The sequence below is a fragment of the Tamaricihabitans halophyticus genome, from assembly GCF_004340875.1.
Lineage (GTDB): Bacteria > Actinomycetota > Actinomycetes > Mycobacteriales > Pseudonocardiaceae > Tamaricihabitans > Tamaricihabitans halophyticus.
This window is the reverse complement of the sequence record NZ_SLXQ01000002.1, coordinates 436517-462968: the sequence shown is the minus strand read 5'-3', so window position 1 is coordinate 462968 and position 26452 is coordinate 436517. Positions and strand designations below refer to the sequence as shown.

The 26452-nt window shown below is 67.2% G+C and carries 29 protein-coding genes; 9 read left to right on the top strand and 20 right to left on the bottom strand.

Translation table 11 applies throughout. From position 1 onward, the window contains the following. Positions 1-370 precede the first annotated feature (370 nt). Together EV191_RS09755 and EV191_RS09750 are read left to right on the top strand one after the other, a co-directional pair. A complete protein-coding gene (locus EV191_RS09755) occupies positions 371-1087 on the top strand; it encodes a response regulator (protein WP_132876584.1) in 717 nt (238 codons plus the stop codon). A gap of 99 nt (positions 1088-1186) precedes the next feature. Beyond that, positions 1187-2404, top strand: coding sequence for a ribonuclease D (locus EV191_RS09750; RefSeq protein WP_243658853.1), 1218 nt, complete (start codon positions 1187-1189; stop codon positions 2402-2404). Positions 2405-2446: 42 nt separating this feature from the next. Here EV191_RS09750 and EV191_RS09745 read toward each other — a convergent pair whose 3' ends face one another. The 13 genes from EV191_RS09745 to EV191_RS09685 all read right to left on the bottom strand — a co-directional run bounded on the left by EV191_RS09745 (position 2447) and on the right by EV191_RS09685 (position 15512). Beyond that, positions 2447-3574 carry a sensor histidine kinase gene (locus EV191_RS09745; RefSeq protein ID WP_132876582.1) on the bottom strand — a complete coding sequence of 376 codons (1128 nt, stop codon included), beginning with the start codon at positions 3572-3574 and terminating at the stop codon, positions 2447-2449. Continuing rightward, a complete protein-coding gene (locus tag EV191_RS09740) occupies positions 3571-4308 on the bottom strand; it encodes a response regulator transcription factor (RefSeq protein ID WP_165912893.1) in 738 nt (245 codons plus the stop codon). Before EV191_RS09740 ends, EV191_RS09745 begins: the two co-directional genes overlap by 4 nt. A 93-nt stretch (positions 4309-4401) precedes the next feature. Beyond that, positions 4402-4947 carry an SRPBCC domain-containing protein gene (locus EV191_RS09735; RefSeq protein WP_243658852.1) on the bottom strand — a complete coding sequence of 182 codons (546 nt, stop codon included), beginning with the start codon at positions 4945-4947 and terminating at the stop codon, positions 4402-4404. Further along, positions 4944-5417 carry an SRPBCC family protein gene (locus EV191_RS09730; protein ID WP_132876581.1) on the bottom strand — a complete coding sequence of 158 codons (474 nt, stop codon included), beginning with the start codon at positions 5415-5417 and terminating at the stop codon, positions 4944-4946. The genes EV191_RS09735 and EV191_RS09730 overlap by 4 nt, the downstream gene beginning before the upstream one ends. Beyond that, on the bottom strand, positions 5414-5764 hold the full coding sequence (locus EV191_RS09725; RefSeq protein ID WP_132876580.1) for an ArsR/SmtB family transcription factor: 351 nt from the start codon (positions 5762-5764) through the stop codon (positions 5414-5416). Before EV191_RS09725 ends, EV191_RS09730 begins: the two co-directional genes overlap by 4 nt. A 73-nt stretch (positions 5765-5837) precedes the next feature. After that, a complete protein-coding gene (gene dxs, locus EV191_RS09720; RefSeq protein ID WP_132876579.1) occupies positions 5838-7748 on the bottom strand; it encodes a 1-deoxy-D-xylulose-5-phosphate synthase in 1911 nt (636 codons plus the stop codon). Between the two features lie 97 nt (positions 7749-7845). Then, complete coding sequence (gene ggh / locus EV191_RS09715) at positions 7846-9204, bottom strand: glucosylglycerate hydrolase (protein WP_132876578.1); 1359 nt, start codon at positions 9202-9204, stop codon at positions 7846-7848. Beyond that, on the bottom strand, positions 9201-10298 hold the full coding sequence (locus EV191_RS09710; RefSeq protein WP_132876577.1) for an ABC transporter ATP-binding protein: 1098 nt from the start codon (positions 10296-10298) through the stop codon (positions 9201-9203). The genes ggh and EV191_RS09710 overlap by 4 nt, the downstream gene beginning before the upstream one ends. Before the next feature lie 39 nt (positions 10299-10337). Next, positions 10338-11207: a carbohydrate ABC transporter permease gene (locus EV191_RS09705; protein WP_132876576.1), complete on the bottom strand. Its 870-nt coding sequence runs from the start codon at positions 11205-11207 to the stop codon at positions 10338-10340. 21 nt (positions 11208-11228) lie between these two features. Beyond that, the gene (locus tag EV191_RS09700; RefSeq protein ID WP_132876575.1) at positions 11229-12113 is read right to left on the bottom strand and encodes a carbohydrate ABC transporter permease; all 885 of its coding nucleotides are present in this window, start codon (positions 12111-12113) and stop codon (positions 11229-11231) included. A 2-nt stretch (positions 12114-12115) separates the two neighbouring features. Continuing rightward, positions 12116-13459: an ABC transporter substrate-binding protein gene (locus EV191_RS09695; RefSeq protein WP_132876574.1), complete on the bottom strand. Its 1344-nt coding sequence runs from the start codon at positions 13457-13459 to the stop codon at positions 12116-12118. Between the two features lie 166 nt (positions 13460-13625). Then, entirely contained in the window at positions 13626-14213 is a 588-nt protein-coding gene (locus EV191_RS09690; protein WP_132876573.1) for a pyridoxamine 5'-phosphate oxidase family protein, read from the bottom strand. 57 nt (positions 14214-14270) lie between these two features. Beyond that, entirely contained in the window at positions 14271-15512 is a 1242-nt protein-coding gene (locus tag EV191_RS09685; protein ID WP_243658851.1) for a class I SAM-dependent RNA methyltransferase, read from the bottom strand. A gap of 79 nt (positions 15513-15591) precedes the next feature. Here EV191_RS09685 and EV191_RS09680 point away from each other — a divergent pair, with 79 nt between their 5' ends. Together EV191_RS09680 and EV191_RS09675 are read left to right on the top strand one after the other, a co-directional pair. After that, on the top strand, positions 15592-16257 hold the full coding sequence (locus tag EV191_RS09680; RefSeq protein ID WP_132876571.1) for a potassium channel family protein: 666 nt from the start codon (positions 15592-15594) through the stop codon (positions 16255-16257). Beyond that, positions 16257-16940, top strand: a complete 684-nt coding sequence (locus EV191_RS09675; protein ID WP_132876570.1) for a potassium channel family protein — start codon at positions 16257-16259, stop codon at positions 16938-16940. Before EV191_RS09680 ends, EV191_RS09675 begins: the two co-directional genes overlap by 1 nt. Before the next feature lie 14 nt (positions 16941-16954). On the opposite strand, the gene EV191_RS09670 is transcribed toward EV191_RS09675, so the two are convergent. After that, on the bottom strand, positions 16955-17782 hold the full coding sequence (locus EV191_RS09670) for a DUF3159 domain-containing protein (RefSeq protein WP_132876569.1): 828 nt from the start codon (positions 17780-17782) through the stop codon (positions 16955-16957). Beyond that, positions 17782-18138 (bottom strand): single stranded DNA-binding domain-containing protein, encoded by a 357-nt coding sequence (locus EV191_RS09665; protein WP_132876568.1) that lies wholly within the window; start codon positions 18136-18138, stop codon positions 17782-17784. Before EV191_RS09665 ends, EV191_RS09670 begins: the two co-directional genes overlap by 1 nt. A gap of 86 nt (positions 18139-18224) precedes the next feature. Between EV191_RS09665 and EV191_RS09660 the strand changes: the two genes are divergently transcribed. Then, positions 18225-18947, top strand: a complete 723-nt coding sequence (locus EV191_RS09660) for an alpha/beta fold hydrolase (RefSeq protein WP_165912892.1) — start codon at positions 18225-18227, stop codon at positions 18945-18947. On the opposite strand, the gene EV191_RS09655 is transcribed toward EV191_RS09660, so the two are convergent. Together EV191_RS09655 and dut are read right to left on the bottom strand one after the other, a co-directional pair. After that, on the bottom strand, positions 18944-19615 hold the full coding sequence (locus EV191_RS09655; RefSeq protein ID WP_132876567.1) for a DUF3710 domain-containing protein: 672 nt from the start codon (positions 19613-19615) through the stop codon (positions 18944-18946). The two genes, EV191_RS09660 and EV191_RS09655, sit on opposite strands and share 4 nt — an antisense overlap. A gap of 56 nt (positions 19616-19671) precedes the next feature. Beyond that, on the bottom strand, positions 19672-20151 hold the full coding sequence (gene dut, locus EV191_RS09650; RefSeq protein WP_132876740.1) for a dUTP diphosphatase: 480 nt from the start codon (positions 20149-20151) through the stop codon (positions 19672-19674). Between the two features lie 109 nt (positions 20152-20260). Here dut and EV191_RS09645 point away from each other — a divergent pair, with 109 nt between their 5' ends. Continuing rightward, positions 20261-20782 (top strand): DUF3093 domain-containing protein, encoded by a 522-nt coding sequence (locus EV191_RS09645; RefSeq protein WP_132876739.1) that lies wholly within the window; start codon positions 20261-20263, stop codon positions 20780-20782. Between the two features lie 97 nt (positions 20783-20879). Here the strand turns inward: EV191_RS09645 and EV191_RS09640 are convergent, their stop codons facing one another. Continuing rightward, the gene (locus EV191_RS09640; protein WP_132876738.1) at positions 20880-21188 is read right to left on the bottom strand and encodes a DUF4193 domain-containing protein; all 309 of its coding nucleotides are present in this window, start codon (positions 21186-21188) and stop codon (positions 20880-20882) included. A 672-nt stretch (positions 21189-21860) separates the two neighbouring features. Between EV191_RS09640 and cei the strand changes: the two genes are divergently transcribed. After that, positions 21861-22544 carry an envelope integrity protein Cei gene (gene cei, locus EV191_RS09635; protein WP_132876566.1) on the top strand — a complete coding sequence of 228 codons (684 nt, stop codon included), beginning with the start codon at positions 21861-21863 and terminating at the stop codon, positions 22542-22544. Between the two features lie 70 nt (positions 22545-22614). Here the strand turns inward: cei and EV191_RS09630 are convergent, their stop codons facing one another. Further along, a complete protein-coding gene (locus EV191_RS09630; protein WP_243658850.1) occupies positions 22615-23424 on the bottom strand; it encodes an inositol monophosphatase family protein in 810 nt (269 codons plus the stop codon). A 136-nt stretch (positions 23425-23560) separates the two neighbouring features. Between EV191_RS09630 and ppgK the strand changes: the two genes are divergently transcribed. Together ppgK and EV191_RS09620 are read left to right on the top strand one after the other, a co-directional pair. Then, the gene (ppgK, locus tag EV191_RS09625) at positions 23561-24322 is read left to right on the top strand and encodes a polyphosphate--glucose phosphotransferase (RefSeq protein ID WP_132876565.1); all 762 of its coding nucleotides are present in this window, start codon (positions 23561-23563) and stop codon (positions 24320-24322) included. Between the two features lie 218 nt (positions 24323-24540). After that, entirely contained in the window at positions 24541-25923 is a 1383-nt protein-coding gene (locus tag EV191_RS09620; RefSeq protein WP_132876564.1) for an RNA polymerase sigma factor, read from the top strand. 93 nt (positions 25924-26016) lie between these two features. On the opposite strand, the gene EV191_RS09615 is transcribed toward EV191_RS09620, so the two are convergent. After that, positions 26017-26427 (bottom strand): RNHCP domain-containing protein, encoded by a 411-nt coding sequence (locus EV191_RS09615; RefSeq protein ID WP_132876563.1) that lies wholly within the window; start codon positions 26425-26427, stop codon positions 26017-26019. Between the last annotated feature and the right edge of the window lie 25 nt (positions 26428-26452).

Here is a 26452-nt window from a genome sequence, read left to right as displayed (position 1 = left end):
TTACTGAGACTCAGGTTCCTGATACCCGTCAGCGACGGTGCTACGTCAGGTCTCAGCGCGCCCTGGAGTAATACCCGTCGACCTGGTGGACTAATGAAACTCCACAACTCGATACGACGGGTGACTAGTTTTATCGTCCGCCGAAACGCGGGTGTTAACAGCTAATTGAGCTGTCCCCCGATTGCAGGACAAAAACTACGAAGAGTGGCGACACAATCGGGATAGATACCCGAATGATTGTCCCACTGACCCGCTTGGGCGGCTACGCTGCCTTCGTCGACACCACTTTCGGTCCATAGGCGGCGCGGCTGATTGGCCGAAAGTCCCGGTGCCGGTCGGGGGGCACGACCGACTCCAGGGAGGTAGTGACGTGGCTGCCGTCGGCTTCAGTCAGGCCGTTCGATCCACACCTGCCGGCGCCCTGCCGGCGAGCATGGTCCCGCACCCGCGGGAAGAGTTGTTCTCGGTACTGGTGGTCGATGACCACCCCCTACTGAGGGAGGCGATATCCGCTCGGCTCGCCCAGATGGGCGCGGGTACCGTGCACGAGGCCGCCACGGTGGCCGAAGCACGCGCCCGAGCACTTGCCACTGGGCCCTGTGACCTGGCCATTCTCGATCTCGGCCTGCCAGATGGCAGCGGTATCGAGCTGGTAACTGAGCTCCGCAGTCATGGCTGGCCACGCATCGTCGTGCTGGCGTCTTCGGACGACCCGTACGCGGTACGGTCGGCTTTCCAAGCGGGTGCGCAGGCGTACCTACTCAAATCGGCTTCGCCGGTCGTGGTGACCGATGGCGTCCGCCGGGTACTGGACGGCGGGGTTTACGCCGATCCCAGTGTCGCCCCGGTCCTCGCTACCGGAACCAGGGTTCCCGGCACCGACAACACACCACGCGAGCTATCCGCGCGCGAGGTGGAGGTACTGCAGCTGGTCGCCGATGGACAGTCCAACAAAGAGATCGGTGAAGAGCTCAACCTGTCCGCGCTCACGGTGAAATCCCATCTTTCGCGTATTGGACGAAAGCTGGGCACCGGAGATCGGGCGCAGATGGTTGCGCTGGCGATGCGTGCGGGTGTCATTCGCTGACTGCCGTACACGAGTTCACCAGGCACGTAGTTGGCCTCGGGGAACACCGTGGTGGAGCCGCCTGTGCGGGCACCTAACCCACACGGGCAGGATGGGCCTGTGCAAGACGAGCCGATCCTGCTCACCGCACCGGCGGAGGGCACCCCACCAGTGGTGGCAGACCCCGAGGCACTGCGTAGCGCCTGCGAAGCGATCAGCGCTGGCCATGGCGCCGTAGCCGTAGACACCGAACGTGCCTCCGGCTACCGCTACCATCAGCGTGCCTATCTGATCCAACTCCGCAGGGCGGGTTGCGGCACGCTGCTGATCGACCCCATCGCCCTCGCCGACAAGCTGGACCCGTTGGTCCGTGCGCTGGACGGCACGGACTGGGTGTTGCACGCGGCATCGCAGGATCTGCCCTGCCTTGCCGAGCTCGGGCTGTACCCAACGACACTGTTCGACACGGAGCTCGCTGGCCGGCTCGCCGGCTTCGAGCGGGTGGCGCTTGGCACCCTGGTCGAACAGGTCCTTGGTTACCGTCTCGAGAAGGGACACGGCGCCGCCGATTGGTCGCGCCGGCCATTACCCGCGGAATGGCTCGACTACGCGGCACTGGACGTGGAGCTGCTGCTTCCGTTACGGGACGCGATGGTCGCCGAGCTCACCGCACAGGACAAGCTGGCCTGGGCGGATCAGGAATTCGAGGCCGTCCGGACGGCGCCCCCACCGGTTCCGCGCGCGGAACCGTGGCGTCGCACTTCCGGCGTACACAAAGTGCGTGGCGCCCGCGCGCTCGCCGCGGTACGGGCGATGTGGCAGGCGCGGGACGAACTGGCGCGCCACCGGGACACGGCGGCCGGCAGGGTCCTCCCGGACAGCGCGATCGTCGCCGCTGTGCTCGCCAATCCGGCCAGCGAAGCCGAGTTGCGGGCGCTGCCGGTGTTTCGCGGGCAAGCTCAGCGCCGGATCTCCAAGGTCTGGATGGGTGCGCTGTTGGCGGCCAAGGAGCTGCCCAAGGATGAGCTGCCGGCCACGTCACCGCCGCACGACGGTCCGCCGCCAACCAACCGCTGGGCGGACAAGGATCCTGCCGCCGCTGCCCGGTTCTCCGCGGCCCGTACGGCGCTGCTGGAGATCGCCGAGGTGAACACGCTTCCGGTGGAGAACCTGCTACTGCCGGACCTGGTCCGGCGAACCTGTTGGGAGCCGCCCGCGGACCTCTCACCGACCGGCGTGACGGCGGCGCTGGCGGCCGGCGGCGCCCGCCCCTGGCAGATCGATCTCACCTCGGCCGCACTCGCCGAAGCCCTGACCGCCAGTCCAGCTCAGGACTGAACACACCGCGCCGGCGCGCCTAGGTACCCGGCCGAAACGGGGTTAGGGCGCGGCTGGCAACCACACGGTGACCGTAAGGCCGCCTTCCTCGAGCGGATGCAGGGCCAGCTTCCCGGAGTGCGCGGTGACGATCGCCCGCACGATGGACAGTCCGAGCCCGGAACCGCTGCGGGCGGTTCGCGCGGTGCCACCGCGCCGGAACGGCTCGAGTAGCTCCTGAACGCGGTCCGGGGTGAGCACCGCGCCCGAGGACCGTACGGTGAGCTCCGAATGGCGCGGCCCTGGCGTAGTGCGGATCTCCACCCAGCCGCCCTCCACGTTGTGCCGGATGGCGTTCTCCACCAGGTTTCCGGCGATCCGCTCCAGGAGCGCCGGCTCGCCAACGGCGACGGCGGGAGTGGTCTCCAGCCGCACGGTGATCCCCCGCTGCTGCGCCTCCGTCCGCACCTGCGCCCATGCCGTGGCCACGACCGCGGCCAGATCGAGCGGTTCGCGCACGGCGAGCCCCGCGCCCTGCGCCCTTGCGAGCACCAGCAGCGCCTCCACCAGTCGTTCGGCTCGATCCGTCGCGTCCCGCACCACCTCGGCCATCCGGCGCAGCTCGGCCTCATCGGCGTCCGGGTCAGCGAGTGTCACGTCCAACTCGGCGCGGATCACCGACAGTGGGGTGCGTAGTTCGTGGCTGGCGTTGGCGACGAATCTGCGCTGCGCGGAGAAGGCCTCCTCCAGCCGGTCCAGCATCTCGTCGAAGGTGTGCGCCAGGGTGGCCAACTCGTCCCTGGACCCGGTGGACCCGATCCGCTCGTCCAGGGATTCCGCGGACAACCGGTGCGCGGTCGCGGTGACATCCCGCAGCGGCTGCAGTACGCGACCGGTGAAGGTCCAGGCGAGGATGGCCGCCGCGGCGATAATGCACGCGAACGCGATCGATCCGGCGAACAGCACCCGCTGCTGCGCCTGGTCCTTGAGTATCTCGGTGAGTTCCTCGGCTGGCACATCCGTACCGCCGACCCGAATCAGGCTGCCCGCTGGCAGCTGTGGAACCCCGCTGACCACATTGCCAGCCAGCATCCAGCCGAGCGCCAACAGTACGGCGCTGACCGCCGCGACGAGACCAGTGGCGAGCAGGGTAATCCGGGCGCGCAGGCTGCGCGCCCCGAATACGCTCACTCCTGTTCAGCCTCCGCCCCGGGCGAACGCTCCTGCCCGGTCTCCCCACCCGACACGGGCGCGGTGAGCTGGCTGGCGTCCGGCACGCGATAGCCCGAGCCGACCACCGTTTCGATAATGCCCGGCTCACCGAGCTTCTTACGCAAGGTCATCACCGTCACCCGTACGGTCGTGGTGAACGGATCGGCATTCTCATCCCACACCCGTTCAAGCAGTTCTTCACTGCTCACCACGGTCCCACCGGAGCTCAGCAGCACTTCAAGCACCCCGAACTCTTTGCGAGTCAGTTCAACCGGTGTCCCGGCACGGTGCACCGTGCGCTTGGCTGGGTCGAGCACCACATCGCCGGCGGTCAACAAGGGCGGTGCCGCCGGGGTCGCCCGTCTGCCGAGCGCACGAACCCTGGCCACGAGTTCCGGGAAGGCGAACGGCTTGGCGAGGTAATCGTCCGCGCCAAGGGAGAGCCCGGCGACCCGGTCCGCGATCGCGGTACTGGCCGTGAGCATCAGCACGCGGGTGAGCTGACCGGAAGCCACGATGTCCGCGCAGATGTCATCACCGGACATCCCTGGCAAGTCCCTGTCCAGCACGATCACGTCGTAGCGGGTTACCGTCGCCTTCTCGTGGCCGTCGTCCCCGGTATAGGCGACATCGACGGCCATACCCTCCTTACGTAACCCGCGCGCCACGGCGTCGGCCAGCGGCGCCTCGTCTTCGACAACCAGAATTCGCACGCCGACAACGGTGCCACAGTTTCCTGAGACGCGGCTGATGACCCACCCACCGACGTTCACGCCCCGTGACCACGTTCTTTGGAGTTCTTGCGGTTACCGGCGTGGCTCGGGGACCAGGTTCGTGTACTCCGGGCCGAGCTCATCCGCCCGGTCCAGCGGGGACCAGTCGATGACCATCCCGTCCAGCTGGGCGATGACCACCTCCAGCCCGGCGTGCCAGCCAGCGGCGGCCGGCGCCGCGATATCCCGGTCGTCGAAGATGTTCCGGAACACCAGCACACAGCCACCCGCGCCATCCGCGGTCAGTTCCCAGCGCAGGATCTCACCCGCCCAGCTGAACTCCACCAGGTTGGGCGGCTCGACCCGCAACATCGTCCCCGCTGCCACGTGATCGGCTGGCATGCCGTACCGCCGGACCTGCTCCTCGGTCACCCCGAACCGCAGCGGCGCGCCCGGACGCAGGTCGAACTCGACAACCGCGGGGAACCAGGACCGCAGCTGGTCCCATTCGGTGATCGCTCGCCAGACCTTCTCTGGTGGATGCGCCAGCCTGCGTTCGAAGCACAGCTCGTACCTGCCATCCGCGGTCTCCGTCAGCCGCGCCCCGCCGGCATCATCTGCCTCGTTGCCGCTAGTCAAGACCGAACTAACTTGGCGTAGTGGGCCCGCAGTTCGGCGCCGTTGTCCGGCAGTTCGGACGCTTCGCCAGTGAGCCGGGTTTCCAGCACGTCAAGGCACCGATGCCAACCGGCGGCGGTATGCGCGGCCCATGCCCGGTCAGCGAAGGTGTGGGTGAACACCAATAGGCATCCCGCGCCGTCGTCGCTCAGCTCGAAGCGCAGTTCATCCTGCTCCTCCCGGAAGGCGAACACCTTCGGTGGATCGAATTCGAGCACCTCGCCGCGGTATGTGGTGCCCTCCCCGTCGTCGAACTCGAGCGCCCCGGACGGCCGCGGATCGATCGTTCCGGATGCCATCGGATACCAAGCGAAGAAATGCTCCGGCTCGGTGATCGCTGACCAGACCTTCTCGCGCGGGTGCGCGAACCGCCGCTCGATCCGCAGCTGGCTTCGTTCGCCCACGGCACTCAACTGCTGTTTGGTACTCATATCCCCTCGGTTCCGTCGGTTTTCCCGGTTCCCGGGCGTTCATCCGGCATAGCGTCGAGGTGTCGCTCCAATGCGTCCAACCGCTCGTTCCAGAACTGGCGATACGGCGCCAGCCAGGCATCCACTTCGGCCAGTGGCTGCGCGCGAAGTCGGTACCAGCGGCGCTGCGCGTCCTGACGTACGTCCACCAGACCAGCGGCACGCAGCACCTTCAGGTGCTTGGACACGGCCGGCTGGGTCAGTCCGAGTCGGCCGACCAGATCACCGACCGGACGTTCGCACACGCGCAGCAGATCCAGGATCTCCCTACGTCGCGGCTCGGCGAGCACCTCAAACGTATTTGCCACTTGAGGAATATAACCAATATGGAATATACGCCGCAAGCGGATTCACCAGAACGGTCACTACCGCTGGTGAAGGTCAGCCAGATACTCGCGCGGGCGTGTCCTCAGCCCGGCTAGCAACCCATTCGGTGATGCGCCTGGCGACGTCCTGCGCGGTCAGCCCGGCCTCGGACAGCACCTCGCCCCGCGAACCATGCGCGAGGAAACGCTGCGGTACGGCCAGGTCGCACAACGGCACCGATACCCCAGCATCGCGCAGGCACTGCGCGAACGCCGAACCAAAACCGCCATGCCGGCCACTGTCTTCCACGGTGACCACGAGCCGGTGCCGCCCGGCAAGCTCGGTGAGCACCTCGGGTACCGGGAACACCCAGCGCGGATCGACCACGGTCACCGCGATCCCCTGTGCGGCCAGCCGATCGGCGGCGGCGACGCCGAGCTCACCGAACACGCCCACCGCGACGAGCAGCACATCCGCATCGCCAGGCTCCGCGCTCGGCCGGTGCAGCACGTCCACGCCGTTGATGCGCTCGACCGCGGGCAGTTCGTCGACCACATCGCCCTTGGAGAAGCGCAGCACGGTCGGCCCGTCAGATACCGCCACCGCCTCGCGTAGCTCCTCGCGCAGCGTGTCGGCATCGCGTGGCGCGGCCACTCGAATGCCCGGCACCATACCCAGCAGCGACAGGTCCCACATCCCGTGGTGACTCGGCCCATCTGGGCCAGTGATTCCGGCACGGTCGAGTACCAGGGTGACTGGCTGCCGGTGCAGGGCCACATCCATCAGCAGCTGGTCGAAGGCTCTGTTGAGGAACGTGGAGTACACCGCGACCACCGGATGCATACCGGCCATCGCCATGCCGGCCGCCGAGGTCACCGCGTGCTGTTCGGCGATACCGACATCGAACCAGCGGTCCGGGAACTCCGCCGCGAAATGATGCAGGCCCGTGGAGCGCAACATCGCCGCGGTTATCGCCACCACATCCGGGCGTTCCGCGCCGATTCTGGTCAGCTCCGCGCCGAAGACCGATGTCCAGCTGGTGCCCTTGACCTTGGCCGGCTCCCCGGTCAGCGGGTTGATCGGATCGGTCTGGTGCATCTGATCCGCTTCGTGGTTCTCCGCGGGAGCGTAGCCATTGCCCTTCTGGGTGACGGTATGCACGATCACTGGGCCACCGAACGCCTTCGCCTTGGCCAGCGCGGCCTCCACGGCGGTGAGGTCATGCCCGTCCACCGGGCCGAGATACTTCAGCCCGAGGTCGGAGAACATCATCTGCGGGCTCAGCGCGTCCTTCACCCCCGCCTTCGCCGCATGCAACGCGGCATACAGCGGTTTACCCACCACCGGCGTGTGCTCCAGCATCTTCCGGCCGCCGTCGAGCACCCGTTCGTAGCCGGGACGTAGCCGCAGCGCGGTCAGATGTTCCGCGAGTCCGCCGATGGTCGGCGAGTAGGAGCGCCCGTTGTCGTTGATCACGATCACGACGGGATGGTCCTTGTTCGCGGCGATGTTGTTCAGTGCCTCCCAGCACATGCCCCCGGTCAGCGCGCCATCGCCGACCAGAGCCACCACATGCCGCCGGCTGCCGCTGAGCGCGAACGCTTTCGCCATGCCATCCGCGTAGGAAAGCGCGGTGGACGCATGGCTGTTTTCCACCAGATCGTGCTCGCTCTCCGCACGGGCCGGGTAACCGGCGAGGCCGTCCTGCTGGCGGAGCTGATCGAACTCGGCCTGCCGGCCGGTGAGGATCTTGTGCACGTAGCTCTGGTGTCCGACGTCGAAGAGCAGCACATCCTGCGGTGAGTCGAAAACCCGGTGCATGGCGAGGGTGAGTTCGACGACGCCAAGGTTCGGACCGAGGTGGCCACCGGCCGCGCAGACCTTCTCGACCAGGAAGTGCCTGATCTCGTCGGCGAGCTGGGTCAGCTCCGCCAGGTCGAGTCGCCGCACGTCGTTCGGACCATGTACGGCATCAAGCAGCGTCACTTTCCGTCACCTCGTCCGCGTCTTGGGAGCGCCACCAAGCAACCAGTCTACGAGGTGCCGAGACACCGCCCCACCCCCAACCGAAGGCGTCGCGACTTCACTCAGCGTGACAGAGCCAGTCGAGCACTACCGCCGCCGTCCAGGACTGCCCGGTGCTGCCGAGCGCCGCACCGGTGAACGGTTCGTAGTACTCGCCGAACTCCCCTGCCGCGGTCAGCCGCAACCCTTCGGCTCGCATGGTTTCCGCGAGCTCGGAATAGCCGTGTCTGGCGAACGCCCACCCGAACATCCAGCCAATAACCGGCCATTGTGGACCGCGCCAGTACTGCCTCGGCAGGAATCCGGGGTCGGCCGGCGAGACCGACGGCGGTATCCCGGCGATCAGCCCCGGGTAACCGCACCATCCCGGTCCGGTGAACTCGTCGAGTAGCGCTTGCTCCCGGTCCGCGGGCGCGCCACCGCACAACAGCGGCGCGAAACCGGCGACGGTACGCGCGGAGAGCCACGCGTTCGCACGGATATCGCGATCGCGCGCCATCCCGGTGGCCGGGTCAACGCTGGCGAGAACGCCAGCGCGAGCGGCCGCGGCCCAGCCGGCGAGCTCGCGGAGTTCACGCTCCGGCCTGCCCAGTTCCGTGCCGAGTTCCTCGAGTACCTGGCAGGAGACCGCGAAGATCGCGCTCAGGAACACGTCCCCGACAAGGAAACTCGACTCGCGGACCACTTCGTCGGGCGCGTAGCGGACTCCACGCATCTCCTCGATCAACCACAGGTACCGGTCGTACTCGGTATCCGTGGGGCGCTCGGCGGTATCCCGAACCATGCCGAGATCCAGCCGCGCGTACGGAGGTAGCTCGGCCGCTGGCCGAACAGCGGCATACGGCTCGTCCCAACGCGGCGAATTGTCCATTCCGGACTCCCAGCCGTGTACGACGGCGAGCAGTCCCGTCTCGTCGGGCGTCCGGAACCGCATCAGCCAGCGGTGCCAGGCGTAGAGCGACGGCCATGCCCTGCGCGCGAACTCCTCGACCGCGGCACGGTCCGAACCACCAGCCCTGCGCCCGATATCGAGTATGCGCCGGACGGATATCGCGTGCACCGGCGGTTGGCAGATACCCGAGGTGCGGACATGCTCGGGCATGTGTTCGGCGAGATGGGTACCCCACCGGTCCGGCCCTGGGAAGTAGTCGGTGTCCTCCGTGTACACGATGTGCGGCAGCATTCCGTTGTGCCACTGCGCGGCGAGTAATGTGTCCAGTTCGGACACTGCCCTGCGCACGTCGAGATGGGCGACGCCAATGGCGATGAACGCGGCATCCCAGCTCCACATATGCGGGTAGAGTTTCGGCGCCGCCGTGATCACCGTGCCCGTGTCGTTGCCGCGCAACACGTATGCCGCCCGCGCAGCGAGCGTGCTCGCCGGCAGACACCGCCTGGAGACTTCCGTCTCCGTCATCTAACCTCCAACAGTAGCTGGCTTTCCGGGTCGTACCACCGCCTGGTGTCCACCGGCAGATCCAGCGCGAGCTCGCTGCCCGGATCCACCCGGAAACCCGCCGGCGCCTGTACTTTGAGCTGCTGGCCGGCGGTGTCCATGGTGAGCAGTACCGAGGAGCCGAGCGGTTCGACGACCTGCACCGTGCCCCGCAGCACGCCAGTACCCTTCGTCTCTCCCGGTTCGGCGGCGACCATCGATTCCGGGCGGATACCCAGATGTATGTGCTGACCGAGGTACGGGCGTAGCTCACGGGGCGCGCCTATCGACTGGCTGCCGACATCAAGCCGCAACGTATCGCCATCCTCGACGAGAACGCCGCGCAGGAAGTTCATCGGCGGGCTACCGAGGAAGCCGCCGACGAACTCGTCGGCCGGCTGGTCGTACACCTCGGTGGGCGGGCCGCACTGCGCGATCCGGCCAGAACGCAACACGGCCACCCGATCGCCGAGCGACAGTGCCTCGAGCTGGTCGTGCGTGACGTACAGCGTGGTCGTCCCCAGTTCGTTCACCAGCTTCTTCAGCTCGGCGCGGAACGACAACCGCAGCAACGCGTCGAGATTGGACAGCGGCTCGTCCATCAGCAGGACGTCCGGATTCATCACGATCGCCCTGGCCACCGCGACCCGCTGCCGCTGCCCACCGGACAGTTTGGCCGGATAGCGGTCCAGGTAGTCGGTGAGCTGGAGCAGCTCCGCCGCCCAGGAAACCTTCCGGCGAATCTCGTCGGCGGCCATACCGTGTACCCGCAGGCCGAAGCCGATGTTGTCCGCGACCTTCTTGTGCGGGAACACGGCGTAGGACTGGAAAACCATGGACAGGTTGCGCCGGCGAGGATCCAGATAGGTCACATCCCGGTCACCGATGACGATCTGTCCCGAGTCGGGCAGTTCGAGGCCGGCCACGGTACGCAGCAACGTGGTCTTGCCGCAGCCCGACGGGCCGAGCAGCACCATGAATTCCCCGTCGGCGACATCAAGCGACACCCCGTCGGTAGCTGGCCCGGCAGCACCCGGATAGGTCTTCACCAGGTCACGCAGGACGATCTCGGCCATGGTCGTCGGTTCACCCTTCTGTTCGGATGGCTGCTGGCTTCAGCGAAGCGTGGAGCCCCACATGTTGAGCAGGTAGCGGCGCATCACCGCGATGAACACCAGTGCCGGCACGACCAGCGCGAAACCACCGGCGAATCGATACGCCTGCGGCGATTCCGCCAGCGAGGCGAGCACCTGCGCGGGTAACGTGCGATGCCCGAGCGTCAGCACCGCGGCCCCGAGCACTTCGTTCCAGGACAACACGAAAGTGAAGATCGACGCGGCCGCCAGGCCCGGCAGGGCAAGTGGCAATACGGTGCGGCGAACCGCGTCCAGCTTCGTACAACCGAACACCCGTGCCGCTTCCTCCACGTCCGTCGGCACGGAGACGAAAATGCTCGCGGTGATCAGCACGGTGGTCGGCATAGCCAGGGCGGTGTGCACCAGCGTCACGGATACGACCTTGTCGTAGATGCCGAAATTCAGGAACATCGTGGCCAGCGGTACCGAAAGCACCACGATCGGCAAGGCGCGGACCAGCAGCACGAAAAGCTGGTAAGCGTCCTTGCCCCGGAAGGTGTGCCTGGCAAGGGCGTACCCAGCAGGGGCACCGAACAACAGCGAAAGCACCACCGTGTAGCAACCGACCAACAGCGAGTTCCCCAACGCTGGCACGGTTCCGGTGCCGGCCAGGAAGCTTGTCATCGTGTCGACCGCGAACTCGCTCGGTACCAACGACTTGGGGAACTCGTTGAGCGCTGCCCGCCCGGAGAAGGCCGCGAGCGCGATGAACACCAGCGGCAGGGCCATGAACAGGGTGATGGCCACGCAGGCAGCCTGCACCCCGGCCCTGCGCCATTTCCGGCGCCGTAGCGGGGCGCGATCCACGGGCGGCAGCACCCTGCTCGTGCTGGCGGTCTCGGCGGTCATCGGATGTCCTCACTCATTGCCTCACCCCGTGGCATCCGGCTGCCGCATCGCCCGCAAGTAGGCCAGCGAGGTGCCGAGCGAGAGCGCGAGCACCACGAGTGCCGCCGCACTGGCCACCGCGGGGTTCTGCAGGTTGACGTACCACTCATAGGTCTCCCCCACGAGCAACGGGAAGTTGCGCCCGGTGAGCGCCTGGGCGACCGCGAAAGCCTGAAGCGCCAGAATCGTCCGTAAGATCAACGCCACCTGCAGGCTTGGCCGCAGCAGCGGCAAGGTGACATGCCACAGCCGCTGCCACATGCTGGCGCCGAAAACCTGAGCCGCCTCGTCGTAGTCCTTCGGGATCATCTGCACCCCGGCGACCACGATCACGAACACCAATGAGGTGGCCCGCCACAGCTCGGCCACCACCACGGTGATGAACATGGTGAGCGTGTTGTCGTAGTTCAACCACTGCACGCCCGACTCACTGAGGCCCAGGTTCACCAGGAACGAGTTGAGGTAGCCCCGATCGGCGAATACGGACAGCCACACGAGGCCGGCGGCGAGTTCGGAGACCGCGAGCGGGATCGTCCACAGATAGAAGTGCGTGCCGGAAAACCGTGGCCGCGCCTGCATCAGCAATGCCATCACGAGCGCGAGCACCAGCTGGATCGGCACCACGACGACGATCAGCAACAGCGTATTACGCAAGGCCTGCAGGAAGTACGGATCGGCGAACAACCGTTGCCAGTGCCCGAGTGTGAGCCCGGAGTCACCGCTGAAGGCGCTGAGCACACCTTGCACCAGTGGCCAGCCGAACAACAGCGCCAGCAGCACGATCGACGGTGCCAGCAGCAGCCACGGGGAACTGGTAATCCGCCGCCTGCTTTGACGGGATACCCGGGTCGCGGTTTGCTCCGCCATTGTCAGGCCACCTCGCATCGTGCGCCAGTGACCGGATCCGGGGCCCAGCAGGGTACCCGCAACTCGTCGAGCAACCGCTGCAGCACGCGAGCCTGGCTATCCAAAGTGGAACGAATGTTAGCGCCACCGAGCACTATGGACCGGAAGCAGTCCTGGAAGACCTTGGTCACCTCGCCCTCCCGTTCGGCAAGCCCTACCGGCGGCAGCGCCAGGATCGCGTCATCGGCCGCGCGCTGGGCGTCTACGGCCTCGGCGGACATCCGCAACGCCGGCTCGAGATCATCCGGCAACTCGGCGCGCACCACGGGCAGGAAGGCGTTCGCGCGCAACAGTTCCACCTGAGCTGACGCCGTGCTGAGCGCTTTGATCAGGTCCGTCGCGCCGGCACGGTCGTTGCTCTGCGCGGGCAGTCCCAGTCCCGTTACGACCGCCATATAGCCGAGCCCGCGCGGACCACGCGGGGCCGGCAGCAGGCGCCATCGACCCGGTTGGGTACGCGGCGCGTCGACCAGGCGCGCCATATGGTCCCAAGCGATCGTCGCCTCGCCGGCGACCAGTGCTTCCTGCATCATCTCGTAGGTCGTGCTGGAGGGCACGCAGTTCGCCCACAGTTCCCGCAGGTACTCCCAGGCGCGCACCGCCTCGGGCGAGCGGAAGGTAGTGATCTGCCCGCCGGTGAACGAGGGATACAGGTAACCCTGCAGGAACCGGTGCAGCAGTCCAGCCGGCCCAGCAGGGAACCCGAACCGCGGCCGGTTCCCGTTCGCCCGCCGCGCGGCGATCGCCCAGTCAAGCAGATCGTCGTAGCTGAGCTCGTCCTCCCGCACGCCCGGCGGTAGCTGCCCGAGCGCATCCTCGTCGGCTGCCAGCAGGTAACTGGCCTGCGCCCACGGCACGTACCAGCTGCGCCGGGTTCCCAGCTTGGCCAGATCCAGGTACTCCGGGGGAATACCGAGATCGCCCAGTTCCCCGAGCAAGCCGTCGGCCTCGGCGAGGTAACCGTCAACCAGCGGCGCGAGATCCCCATGAACCCCGCCGAGCAACGCGAACTGCACCGAATTGGCATCGTGCTGGGTGCGTACCTGCCCGATGAACGGGCCCTCCTCGCTGGTCACATAGCTGACCTCGGCGGGATAGACGGTGCGGAGCAACTCGCGGAAGCGCTCGGCCTCCTCGACCGGGCGGAACTGGGTGGACAGGAACACCAGGCCGGAATTCCCGGTGGTGGCGAAACCCGTGCAGCCACTGGCGAAGGCGGCGATACCGGCGCCAGCGGCGCTCGCGGCGATACCGCGCAGCACGGTGCGCCGGGAAATGCGCGATGCGCCTGGGCGCGACACAGCCATGGGTCTCCCGCAGGTCGAACACGGACAACGACGAACTCGACAACTTGTGCACCGGGCAATGTCATGCGCCCGCAACTTTTGTAAGGTAGCTAAACATAAGTTTCGGACGCGTTCCTGTCAACCGGGAACCCGGCTACGATGTTGGAGTCAGGCGACCGCAGGAGTCCTAAGGAACGCGGTTACGGGGCGGCAACGGCAGCGGGAGCGCCGGTAGGCCGTCGATACTGGTGCCGTTGTACGGCTTGTTCGCGCAGTACTCGGCGAATTCCGCATCGCTCTTGCGTCCGAGGTGCTCGGCGTGCAGGTCGCGATCGGACTGGTAGTCCAGCAACGGGACGGCGAACCCGCAGCTATCGCTGATCCGCTCGGCCCGCACCACGACGATCGCGCGCAGGCCAGCGCCATCGGCGGCACCGAACCGTGCGAGCAGCGTCGACCAGCGCGGATCATCCCGGAAAACCGGGTCGCCCTGCCCGTGTATCCGCAGCACCTTGGGTGGCCCGGTAAAGGCACACCACATCAAGGTGATTCGACCGTTCTCCCGGATATGCGCGAGCGTTTCCGCGTGACTGCCGCCGAAATCGAGGTAGCCGACGGTGTGCTCATCGAGCACCACGAGCGTGCCAGCTCGCCCCTTTGGCGACAGGTTGACGTGCCCCTCACCAGAAAGCGGCGCGGAAGCCACGAAGAACATCGGCTGGTCCTCGATGAAGGTCCGCAGCCGGTCGTCGATCCGCGCATAGAGCTTGCCCATAACCGGCATTGTCCGCCGACCACCGAACACGCGCCTGTGAGTTCGGCGACACCCCGGTCAGCGGGTGAGCAGCGCGACGCATTCCACGTGGTGAGTCATCGGGAACGCGTCGAAGGCGCGCAACCCGGCCAGCCGGTAACCGCGCAGGCCGAATCGCGCCACATCCCTGGCAAGCGCGGCCGGATCACAGGCGACATAGACCACTGTGGACGGTTTACGGCTGGCGATCGCATCGACCACCGCCTTACCCGCACCGCTGCGGGGTGGATCGAGAACCACCACCTCGGGCGAGCCGCGCTGGCCCGTCACCACCCGTTCCACCCTGCCGGTCCGCACCCGCACCTGGGGTAGCTCGGCGAGGTTGTGCCGGCAATCCGCCGCAGCTGAGGGCGCGGACTCCACGGCGAGCACCGAACCGCCCGGCCCCACCTGGTCGGCGAGCACCGCGGTGAACAGCCCGGCACCCGCGTAGAGATCCCATACCCGCCCGCCGGTACGGGCGTTGGCCCAGTCCGCGACCACCTCGGCGAGCCTTGCCGCGGCCGAAGGGTGTACCTGCCAGAACCCGTGTGCCCGCACCGACCACCGGCGACCGGCGACGTGCTCGACCGCGACCGGGTCCCCCAGTACCTCCCGCTGACGGGTTCTGCCTCGGTTGTCCCCGCACACCTCGGCTGCGTGCACCTCGCCCGCGCCGTCCTTGGTCACGACGACCTCCGCGCCGGGCGTCCACTGCCGGTCGACTACCTCAGCGAGCATTCCCGGGCTGCTGATCGGACAGTCCGTGATCGGGATCAGCTCATGCCCGCGGCTTTTCCGTAGCCCGACCCGTCCGCGCTCGTCCACCCCGAGCCGAACCCTGCTTCGCCAACCAAGCAGCTCATCCGGCCCATCCAGGGGAAGTGGCTCCACCCGGACCTGCCAGTCCAACCCGGCAAGCCGCCGCAACTGCTCAGCGACCACCTGGGCCTTGAGTTCGCGCTGGGTCCCGGCCGAGGCGTGTTGCCAGTCGCAGCCACCACAGCCGTCCGGACCGGACAGTGGACAGGCTGGGCTGACCCTGCCCGGCGCCGCGCGAAGTACCTCGACCGCATCGGCCCGGCAGAACGAGCCACCCCGGTCCTCGGTCACCCTGGCGCGGACCCGCTCCCCCGGCAGGGCATGCCGGACGAACACCACCCTGCCGGTATGCCGCGCCACGCAGTGCCCGCCGTGCGCCACGGTATCCACGTCGAGTTCCAGAACCTCGCCCGTCCACTCCACAGTGGACCGGCCGGCGGTTTGCCCGGTATCAGCCACCCGACCAGCGTAGGCTGACCGCGGCGAGGGAAGACCGATACCCGTCGAACGCCGGCACCGACGGCGAGGAGGCATCGGGGTGCGCGTTGTGATCATGGGCTGTGGCCGGGTCGGCGCCGCGCTGGCTGGCGCGGTGGAAGGGCTTGGCCACGAAGTCGCGGTTATCGACAAGGAGCGGCAGGCGTTTCGCCGGCTCGGCGCGGACTTTCGCGGCGAGCAAGTCGTCGGAACCGGCTTCGACAGGGACGTACTGATCGAGGCCGGAATCGAGCACGCGGATGCCTTCGCCGCCGTCTCGAGCGGCGACAACTCCAATATCATTTCCGCGCGCGTGGCCAGGGAGTCGTTCGAGGTGTCTCGGGTGGTCGCGCGGATCTACGACCACAAACGCGCCGTGGTGTACCAGCGCCTGGGGATTCCCACCGTCGCCACCGTCCCGTGGACCACCGAACGACTACTGCGCGCCCTGGTTCCGGACAGTGCGGCCGACGCATGGCGGGAACCTTCCGGGCGTGTGGCGGTGCTCCCACTGACCGTGCATGAGGCCTGGATCGGCCACCCTGTCACCCGGCTGGAATTGACCACCGGGTGCCGGGTCGCGTTCCTCCTCCGATTCGGCGACGGGCTACTCCCGAACAGCGAAACGGTGCTCCAAGCCGACGATCTTGTTTACGTCGCGGCACACTCCGAGGCGGTAGCCGAGGTCACCGCGATCGCCGCCCAACCTCCAGAGGAGGCCAGCTGATGCGGGTCACCATCGCGGGTGCCGGCGCCGTTGGCCGGTCCATCGCCGGCGAGCTGATCACCAACGGCCATCGGGTGATGCTGATCGAACGCGATATCGCCGCCTACGAACCGGCGTCGGTGGAGGCCGCGGAGTGGGTACTCGCGGACGCCTGTGAGCTTTCCTCGCTGGAAGAAGCGGGGATGCAGCTGTGCGATGTGGTGGTGGCCGCTACCGGAGACGACAAGGTGAACCTCGTGGTGTCCCTGCTCGCCAAAACCGAGTTCGCGGTACGCCGGGTCGTCGCACGGGTGAACGATCCGGCCAACGAGTGGCTGTTCACCGAGAACTGGGGTGTGGACGTCGCGGTCTCCACCCCGCGCATCCTCGCCGCGATGGTCGAGGAAGCGGTCAGCGTCGGCGAGCTTGTCCAGCTGATGACCCTGCGCGGCGGGCAGGCGGAACTCGTGGAAACGACCCTGGCCCCGGATACGCCGCTCGCCGGACGCCCGATCCGCGAACTCGCCTTGCCACCGGAGGTTGCCCTGGTCACCGTGCTTCGCGCGAACCGGGTGCTCGTGCCGGGCCCGGACGACACCCTGCGACCGGGCGATGAACTGCTGTTCGTCACCTCGGCAGGGATGCAACCGCGGATCCGCTCGGCACTGCGGCTACCGGAAACCGTATTGCCAGCAACCGAATAACCGATCGCGCTCGGTCAGCCACCTTCTACCGGGTTGGCGTACTTCTGGCGCAGCCGGCGTTCGATCTCGTCGTCGCTCACCGTGGTCTCGGCCGCCACGGCGTCCAGTTCCTTGCGGCGCCGCTCGGCGTTGCGCACCGCCCAGATCGTGACGAGCAGTGCCAGTCCGAACAGCGGGTAGCCCATCGCGATCTTGGCGAAGCCCAGCCAGCCTGTGAGATTCTCCTCGTAGAGCCAGCGCTGCACCACGAACCGGGCACCGAAGACGACGACCCAGACCAATGTCGCGACGTCGTAGGCGCGCCGCGAGCGCTTGTCCTTACGCCAGGACATTCCGGTGCCGTTCAGATACGACCAGATCACTCCGGCCAACGGCCAGCGAGCCAGCACCGAAAGCAGGAAGGCCCCGCCATAGAGCAGACTCGCCCAGATACCGAAAAGGAAGAACCCGCGCGCGTCACCGGTGCGGTAGGCGATGAACGCCGCGATCGCCACTCCGAAGAAACCGGATACCGCCGGCTGGATCGGCTCCTTGCGCACCACCCGGATAACGGTGATCAGCACGGCCACACCAAGCGCGGCCCAGATCGCCGGTGCCAGCCCGGCGAAGGAATTGACCAGCACGAAGGAGGCCACCGGTACGGCCGAGTACACCAGCCCGCTCAACCCGCCCATCTGCTCGAGCAGGGTCGGTTCCGGCTTCTCCGCCGTCGTGGTTTCGCCACCGGCCGTGGCTTCGTCGCCAGCTGCCGTTTCGTTGCCGGTTGGGGGTTCTTCGGGTGCCGGAGTCGGATCGGCGGAGCCAGTCGTTGGCTGTTCGGAATCGGGCCGGGTTTCGCTCATCAAGTCCGCTGTAACTCGTAGTAGGGGTTGTACAACACCTGGGTGCCGTCGCGTTCGGCGATCCGGCCACGAACCCGGACCACCCGGTCCACCTCGATACCGACGATACGCCTGCGGCCGAACCAGACTAGCGTTATCGCGTCGAGGCCGTCGAACAGCTCGGCTTCCAGCGTGTAGCCCGCGCCACGGTCGCGTATCCGCACGTCCCGAAGCCGACCGAGCCGCGTCACCGGCTCCCGCCCCACCGTCTCGACCTGCCCGGTGTTCGCTGCCGAGCGAGCGGGGCGAACCTCCGCCAACCGAGCGGCAAGTCCAGCGGTCAGCTGGCCAAGCCGAGCGCGTATCGAGCTTGTCATCCGTGGTCTCCCGCTGGCCAGGTATGTCTCGGTCGCCAGCGTAGCCGGGCGGCTGGTGCGCGCGGCCGATAGGCGAGGATCGGTACGTGACGCTTTCCGCGGGAACCACCAGGGCGGTACTGCTACCCGGCACGGGCTCGGACGACGAGTTCGTCCGAGCGGTGTTCCTCGAACCGCTACGTGCCGTCGGAATTCACCTGCATACGCCCGCGCCCCGGCCGGGAGCCCGCCTGGCCGAGCATTACCTCGACGAGCTGACCAGGCACGCCGGCGAAGGGCCGATCCTTGCCGGCGGGTTGTCGTTCGGCGCGCATCTCGCCGCGGAATGGGCACTGGCCAACCCGGACCGCTGTGCCGGGCTGTTGCTCGCGCTGCCGGCCTGGCACGGCGCGCCCGACGAAGCCCCCGCCGCGTTGGCCGCGCATGCTTCGGCCGACGCGGTCGCCGCCCTCGGCGTCCCCGCCGCGCTCCGCGCGGCCACCGAGGGCATCCCGGACTGGTTAGCGGCCGAACTGCGCCGATCCTGGCCCAGCTACGGCGCCGAGCTGGCGACATCGCTACGCGTCGCCGCGCGCAGGGCAGCGCCGGCGGCCGAAGCGCTGGAAACTCTCGCGATACCGACCGGCCTTGGCGGGTTCCGCGATGATCCGGTCCATCCGATCGCCATGGCGGAAAGCTGGGCCACCCGGCTGCCGGCGGCGACACTACGCGGCACGAGTATCCAAGCGATGGCCACCGACCGCGCCGCGCTGGGCAGGGCCACCGTGCTCGCCTGGCTCAGTGCGCTCGGCGGCAAGCCAACGGACTAGCCGCCGCTCTGATTACCTTGGGCCTGCTGGACATGCTCGGCGATCGCCTCGGGCAGCTTGATGGAAAGCGGAGTGCGCACCGGCATCGGATCCGGCCCGCGCACCACGACCGTGCCGCGCACGACGGTACGCAGCAGCCCGACGGCCTCCTCGGCCTGTTCCGGTGGACCAGCGATCACCCCACGCAGCATCCACCGTGGGCCGTCCACTCCGACGAATCGCAGGGACACCTTGCCGAGGGCAGCTGCGAGCTCGGCACCCCATTCGCCGCGCCGACTTTCCACCTGCGCGCCGTCCCCGTTGAGCTGTTCGGCGAGTTCACTGCGCACCTCGTACCACAACCCGCCGGTACGCGGCGCGGCATAAGCGCTGATGGTGATCTGACCAACCGGCGTCACCACGTGTACGGCGCGTACCGGACCGGACGGATCCATCTCGACCTGTAGCTGCGCGCCGTCCGGGACGGGCACCCGAACGGATCCGAGATCCAACCTCGGCACCTGGTCGTCCGGGGCGTCCTCGAGATCGAACGGCCCGTCCTCCCCCGCGGCCGCGATCTCCTCGTCAGGGTCAGCATCCGCGTCGGGCGCCTCGTCCTCATTCTCGGCGGGGCGTTCATCCCGTGCGGACTGTTCGTCCTTTCGGCCACGTCGCCGGAATATCCCCACAGTTCCTCCGTCTCGTTACTTGCCACATCACCGGGCGGGCCGACCCGAACCACGGTTCAGCCCGCCGCACCGCCATGCGCGGCGCCCAATGTGGCATGCCCGCCGGTCGAGCCATAACCCCCGCTGCCGCGCTCGCTGTCGGCCAGCTCACGCACCTCACGAAACACCGCGTGTTCGACCCGCTGCACGATCAGCTGCGCGATCCGATCTCCCCTGCGCAGCGTGATCGTCTCGGTCTGGTCATGGTTGATCAGGCATACCTTGATCTCACCCCGGTAGCCGGCGTCGATCGTGCCGGGGGTGTTCACCAACGAGAGACCCACTCGCGCGGCGAGTCCCGAGCGCGGATGTACGAAACCCGCGAAGCCCTCCGGCAGGGCAATCGCGATCCCGGTACCAACCACGGCGCGCTCACCGGGCGCCAGCACCACATCCGAGGTGGCGGTCAGGTCCGCACCGGCGTCCGCGGGACGCGCGTAGGTGGGTACCGGCACTTCCGGGTCGATCCGGGTCAGCAGAACTTCAACTGTGGACATGGGCACGCTGGACACAGGCCGCGAGACTACCCTTGTTCTCGTGAGTACGGATGCGCAGACGCCCAACCCGGAGCGCGATGCCGGCACGAGCACGGCCGGGGTGTCCGAAATGCCAAAGAATTCAGAAGACGCCGGCGCCGAAACGCCGGCAATATCCACCGATCGGGCGACATACGCCGAGCGGCTGTACGCGACCTGGTGGTGCTGGCCGCTACCGCTGATCGGCGCGGTACTGATGGCCGCGCAGATCCACATGGGATATGAGGGCGTTCGCGGTTGGCTGCCATATGCCATCGCGGTCGCCGTCGTCATCGTGCTGATGCTGTGGCTCGGCCGGGCTCGGGTACGCCTTGCCGGCGGCGAGCTACTGGTTGGTGCCGGAGATCCAGCGCATCTACCGGTGGAATTCGTCGGTGAGCTGGAGGTGATTCGCAAGGCGGACAAACGGGAAGCGCTTGGCCCTGGCCTTGATCCGGCGGCCTTCGTGATTCACCGAGCCTGGGTCGGACCGATGCTGCGGGTGCGGTTGACCGATCCCGACGACCCGACCCCGTACTGGTTGATCAGCACCCGGTCGCCGGAGCGGCTGGCCGAAGCAATCCGCACCGAGCAGGCGGCGCGCGGAAACTAGGCCCCACGCCACGCCGACCACACGGTCGCCGGGCCCTGCTGTGGCGCGTACGCGGCACAGCAGGGCGAGCCCACGCCGCGAGGAACGGGGCGTTAGCTCACTCGCAGTCCCGGCAGATGTAATTGCCATCGTCGTCGACGACCATCCGACTGCGATGTACTACCAGGAAACAGCGCGGACAGGTGAACTCGTCCGCCTGCTTCGGCACGACCTTGACCGTAAGGTCCTCACCGGACAGCCCGGAAAGATCCGCTCCGGGCAACTCGAAATTCTCCGCGGTTTCCGATTCGTCAACGTCCACCACGCCGGACTGGGTCTCGTTACGCCGCGCCTTGAGCTCCTCCAATGAGTCCTCCGCGAGGTCGTCCGCCTCGCTGCGGCGCGGCGCGTCGTAATCGGTCGCCATCTTCTTACTCACCCCTGCAGTCAGCTCTGACGTGTTACTACCTCATGCCCCGCGAGCGGACTCACGGATGCTTGTGCCGCTGGACAACGTTCCAGCGTCCCGGTTTGTGCCCGGCAAGGCAGTGAGTCAGGTCTCCCTGCCGAATGCCGGATTTGACCGACCCCTTGACCGACCCCGTGGCCGGCCCCTTGACCGGCCACGGAAACCGATTCCGCTGGTCCGCCCCGACATCACCCAGTGATTCATTCGCGCGGAGCGCGCAGAGGGTAGCCCATCCTTTCGCGAAACGGTGCATACATCACTCATCCAGGGTGTCTTTTCGAACATCCAGCCCAGTGTTCTGGCGCCCGAGCCGGCCGGACACGCCGCGCTCGACGCCGGCCGCCCGACCCGGATCGGGTCGTTCCTGCACCGTACGATCCGCTGGTCACGCCGCACGGATACCGATCGAACAACGTGACAGGGGCGCGAATCAGTTCCGCGTGACATGGATAATGCTCGCGACACGTTCACCACCTGGACGCGAGAAGACCCACAGTCGGACACTGAAACGCCTAAGCTGATCAGTGACGATTCATCTGTTGAAGACTCTTCTCTATGGAGACCAGCTAGAGCGAGACCATCGACAGCAGAACCATCAAGAGCAGGCGTGACCCACGGAGGGACGGGGCAGTGGGGCTGGGGTACGGAACCGGGCGCGGACGAACTCCGCTTTACCGGAAGCGCAAGCCGCTTCCGGCTCTCATCGTGCTCGCCGTACTCAGCTTGGTCGCGGTCGGCGTATGGATCAGCGCGCTGGACGGCAGTGTGGACCGCAACGAAGCCGTGAAGTGTCCACCGCCGGAAGAACTTCCCGAGGGCAGCGAGCTCTCCTCATTGCCCTTCGACGCGCTGGACAACACCACCCCCGCGACACCGGGCAACGCGAAGATTCAGGTGCTGAACGCCGGGAGCCAACGCGGGCAGGCCGCGATCACCACGGAAACCCTACGTGGGCACGGTTTCGACCAGATTTCCCAGCCAGGTAACGACGAGCTGTACCCGGAACAGAACATGGACTGCCGTGGGCAGATCCGTTTCGGGGAAAACGGCGCGGCCACCGCACGGCTGCTCAGCCTCCTCGAACCATGCGCCGAGCTGGTGCGCACCAACCGGCCGGATGCCGCGGTGGAGTTGTCGATCGGTGAGCGGTTCGACGACCTCCGGCCAAAGGCCGAAGGCCTCGAAGCGATCGAAGCACTACGGGAGTGGGAAAAATCACACCCGAATCAGGGGAGCGCCGAGCAGTCCGCGGGTGATGGTGGCCCGAGCATCGATCAGGCGAAGCTGGCCGCTGCTCGCGATCTGACCTGCTGACCAGGCCGATTCACCCGAAGGCCGGCGCACCCGAACCCGAACACGGACCCAAGCGTGAGCGAAGCCGGCTTCACACCTTGTCGATCCCGCAGTCGAGGGCGGCCTGGTACAGCTCCGAGTGAATGCTCGGCGCCGCCGCGATCGTGGCGTCCCCACCCAGCTCCGGATGCTCCTCGGGCAGATTGACCACCGCGCCGGCCTCCGCGGCCACCAGCGCGCCCGCGGCCCAGTCCCAACGATGCAGCCCGTGCTCCACGTAGCCGTCCGCCCAGCCAGCGGCGACGGCGCACAGATCCAGCGAAGCCGATCCGCTGCGCCGGATATCCCGGACGCGCCCGAGTAGCCCGGTGACCATCTCCGCCTGCCGCGCCCTGCGCTCGGGTAGATAGGAGAACCCGGTGATAACCAGCGCGTGGGCGAGTTTGCTCGGCTGCCCCACCCGCAGCCGCCGCCCATCCAGCCAGGCGCCGTGCCCGCGGGCGGCGGTCCACCGTCGGCCGCTGTCCGGTTCGATCACCGCGCCGGCTACCGAGACGCCGTCCACCTGTGCCGCCAACGACACGGCATACCACGGAAAGCCGTAGAGAAAGTTCACCGTCCCGTCAATCGGATCAATCACCCACCGGATGCCACTGCCCTCGACACCGCCCTGTTCCTCACCGAGTACCGGTTCGTCCGGGCGCAGCTCGGCGAGCCGTGCCCGGACGAGGCGTTCCGCCTGCTGATCGGCCGCCGTCACCACATCGGTTTCGCTGGTCTTGGTCCGTACCTCGACGTCTTGGCCATCGGTCATCGATGCTCGTACCGAGCGCACGAGCTCCGCCGTCTCCGCGGCGACCTGTTCGGCCACCTTGAGCAGTTCCAGTTCCGCAACTCCCACGGGTCTATCCGACCACACCACGCCGCTTCCCGTTCGGCCGCTATTGTCGCTGTACTGAATCGAAATAGGTACATCGCCGCGCGTATGTACCTGACGTTCTGGTTATCGCGCTTCATCGCCAGGAAGGAAGTCAGCCGTGGCCGCTACCCAAGGGTTCGGTATCGACGTCGGGGGTTCCGGCATCAAAGGATGTCTCGTGGACCTCGATGCCGGCCAACTCGCGACCGACCGGATCCGGCTTGCCACCCCACAGCCATCCACCCCGGAAGCCGTCGCGGACGCGGCGGCCGAGATCGTGGCGAAGTTCGGGTGGACGGGACCGATCGGGATTACCCTGCCCTTGGTGATCAAGGAGGGCGTCGCGCATACCGCCGCGAACGTCGACAAGTCCTGGATCGGCACGGACGCCAGAAGCCTGTTCGCCGACCGGCTCGGCCGCGAGCCCGCGGAGTTGACGCTGCTCAATGACGCCGACGCGGCGGGTATCGCGGAGATCCAGTACGGGCCCGAACGCGCACGCAAGGGGGTCACCGCGCTGCTGACCTTCGGCACCGGCATCGGCAGCGCACTCTTCCACGATGGGGTGCTTTTGCCGAACACCGAATTCGGCCACCTCGAAGTCGAAGGTCACGATGCGGAAACACGTGCGGCCGCTTCCGTCAAGGACGAAGAGGACCTGACCTGGGAAAACTGGAGCAAGCGGGTATCGACCTACCTCCGCGCGCTGGAATCGGTGCTCTGGCCGGACCTGATCATCGCGGGCGGCGGCGTCAGCAAGAAGGCGGAAAAGTGGCTACCGCTGCTCGACGTACGCACGGATGTGATCGCCGCCTCGCGGCAGAACGCCGCTGGGATCATCGGCGCGGCGGTCGCCGCGAGTTCGAAAATCAGGCACTGACCTGCACGGATGGCATATCGACCGAAATCTCGTTGGAATCCCTTTCGATCAACTGCCCTCGGCATGCCAATCCCTTGCCGAACCGTCGCTACAATGGAACAGGTGCTCACGTCGGCGAATCCGTTGATTCGCCAGGACGCGGGCTCTCCCGATACCTGAAAGCAGCTGAGGCGCAAAGGCTTCCGCTGGCCATGATCGACCGCTGTGAAAGGGCGTACGTGGCAGCCGCAAGAACCGCATCCCGACGCTCAACCTCCTCCGCGAGCGCCGCCAAGGCCACCAAGGCCGCGCCGCTCAAGAAGGCTCCGGCAAGCCCGGAGGCCGAGGAGGCACCCGCGTCGTCCGCGAAAGCCAAGAAGACCGCGAGCAAGAAAGCGCCGGCGAAGGGCTCTGCCACGCCGGCCAAGACCAAGAAGGCGTCGCCGGGCGCCGAGGATGTCGACGTCGAGCTGGACGGGCCAGGCGAGGAGGCGGTCGACGGCGTTGAGCTGGACGCGCCGGATCTCGCCGACCTCGAAGGCGTCGAAGTCGACGTCGTCGACGCCACGGTGACCGAGGAAGAGGCCGAGGAGGCCCCGGAGAGCCAGGCGGGTAAGGACGCCAAGAACGACCCGGACTTCGTCTGGGACGAGGAGGAGTCCGAAGCCCTCCGGCAGGCACGCAAGGATGCCGAGCTCACCGCGTCCGCCGACTCGGTCCGTGCCTACCTCAAGCAGATCGGCAAGGTCGCGCTGCTCAACGCGGAAGAGGAGGTTGAGCTCGCCAAGCGGATCGAAGCCGGCCTCTACGCGGCCGAGCGGGTGCGCACCTACGAGGAAGAGGGCGAGAAGCTCCAGCCGCAGATGCGTCGCGACCTGCGGTGGATCGTGCGCGACGGGGAGCGGGCGAAAAGCCACCTCCTCGAGGCGAACCTGCGCCTGGTGGTATCGCTTGCCAAGCGCTACACGGGACGGGGGATGGCCTTCCTCGACCTGATCCAGGAGGGCAACCTCGGCCTGATCCGCGCGGTGGAGAAGTTCGACTACACCAAGGGCTACAAGTTCTCCACGTACGCCACCTGGTGGATCCGGCAGGCGATCACCCGCGCGATGGCCGACCAGGCACGCACCATCCGTATCCCGGTGCACATGGTCGAGGTGATCAACAAGCTCGGCCGGATTCAGCGGGAGCTGCTGCAGGACCTCGGTCGCGAGCCCACCCCCGAGGAGCTCGCCAAGGAGATGGACATCTCCCCGGAGAAGGTCCTGGAGATCCAGCAGTACGCGCGGGAGCCGATCTCGCTCGATCAGACGATCGGTGACGAGGGCGACTCCCAGCTCGGTGACTTCATCGAGGACAGCGAAGCGGTCGTCGCGGTGGACGCGGTGTCGTTCACCTTGCTGCAGGATCAACTGCAGTCGGTGCTCGCCACCCTGTCCGAGCGCGAGGCAGGAGTCGTCCGGCTGCGCTTCGGGCTCACTGACGGCCAACCACGCACGCTGGACGAGATCGGCCAGGTTTACGGCGTTACCAGGGAACGCATCCGGCAGATCGAGTCGAAGACGATGTCGAAGCTACGGCATCCGTCCCGGTCGCAGGTGCTGCGCGACTACCTGGACTGAGCTAGCTCACAACGGCGCCGCTGACCCGTACTACACAGGTCAGCGGCGCCGTTTTTTGTGCGCTCACTCGTCGATGCCGAGAACCGGCCCGCGCTAAAGCCCCAGTAGCGCACGGGCCGGCAGCCTGCCGTGCGACAGCGGCCGCACCGCCATCCGCAGCAGCACCAGCGCGTTGTCATCCCCGGCGATCCGGTTCGCGCTCAGCTCCCCACACGCCAGGCATTCGTGAATGACCAGCCATTCACCCTGTCGATCGGCCATCAGACACAGGGCGGTCATCCGACCGTGACACCGCTGCCGCCGGTCCCCCGGTATCCGGCCGTCGACATGCTTGCTCGTCAAACAGTTCGGACAGTGGTTCCGGTGCGCGCTGCCGGGCACCTGATACGGCACATCGAGGTGACAGCCGATGCAGCGAAACGCATCACCAGCTGGCTCACCCTTCTCGTGGTAAACATCCTTTGGTCGTTGCGGTCGACGGGACCGCGATTGTCGTCGTGGCATAAGACTTTCGATTCCCCATTGGTCA

What these genes read in the sequence shown, in the direction of transcription:
- EV191_RS09730 (WP_132876581.1), bottom strand. Translation starts at nt 5,417, where the DNA reads ATGAGTACCAAACAGCAGTTGAGTGCCGTGGGCGAACGAAGCCAGCTG.
- ggh (WP_132876578.1), bottom strand. Translation starts at nt 9,204, where the DNA reads ATGACGGAGACGGAAGTCTCCAGGCGGTGTCTGCCGGCGAGCACGCTC.
- EV191_RS09710 (WP_132876577.1), bottom strand. Translation starts at nt 10,298, where the DNA reads ATGGCCGAGATCGTCCTGCGTGACCTGGTGAAGACCTATCCGGGTGCT.
- EV191_RS09705 (WP_132876576.1), bottom strand. Translation starts at nt 11,207, where the DNA reads ATGACCGCCGAGACCGCCAGCACGAGCAGGGTGCTGCCGCCCGTGGAT.
- EV191_RS09700 (WP_132876575.1), bottom strand. Translation starts at nt 12,113, where the DNA reads ATGGCGGAGCAAACCGCGACCCGGGTATCCCGTCAAAGCAGGCGGCGG.
- EV191_RS09695 (WP_132876574.1), bottom strand. Translation starts at nt 13,459, where the DNA reads ATGGCTGTGTCGCGCCCAGGCGCATCGCGCATTTCCCGGCGCACCGTG.
- EV191_RS09690 (WP_132876573.1), bottom strand. Translation starts at nt 14,213, where the DNA reads ATGGGCAAGCTCTATGCGCGGATCGACGACCGGCTGCGGACCTTCATC.
- EV191_RS09675 (WP_132876570.1), top strand. Translation starts at nt 16,257, where the DNA reads ATGCGGGTCACCATCGCGGGTGCCGGCGCCGTTGGCCGGTCCATCGCC.
- EV191_RS09670 (WP_132876569.1), bottom strand. Translation starts at nt 17,782, where the DNA reads ATGAGCGAAACCCGGCCCGATTCCGAACAGCCAACGACTGGCTCCGCC.
- EV191_RS09665 (WP_132876568.1), bottom strand. Translation starts at nt 18,138, where the DNA reads ATGACAAGCTCGATACGCGCTCGGCTTGGCCAGCTGACCGCTGGACTT.
- dut (WP_132876740.1), bottom strand. Translation starts at nt 20,151, where the DNA reads ATGTCCACAGTTGAAGTTCTGCTGACCCGGATCGACCCGGAAGTGCCG.
- EV191_RS09645 (WP_132876739.1), top strand. Translation starts at nt 20,261, where the DNA reads ATGCCAAAGAATTCAGAAGACGCCGGCGCCGAAACGCCGGCAATATCC.
- EV191_RS09640 (WP_132876738.1), bottom strand. Translation starts at nt 21,188, where the DNA reads ATGGCGACCGATTACGACGCGCCGCGCCGCAGCGAGGCGGACGACCTC.
- EV191_RS09615 (WP_132876563.1), bottom strand. Translation starts at nt 26,427, where the DNA reads ATGCCACGACGACAATCGCGGTCCCGTCGACCGCAACGACCAAAGGAT.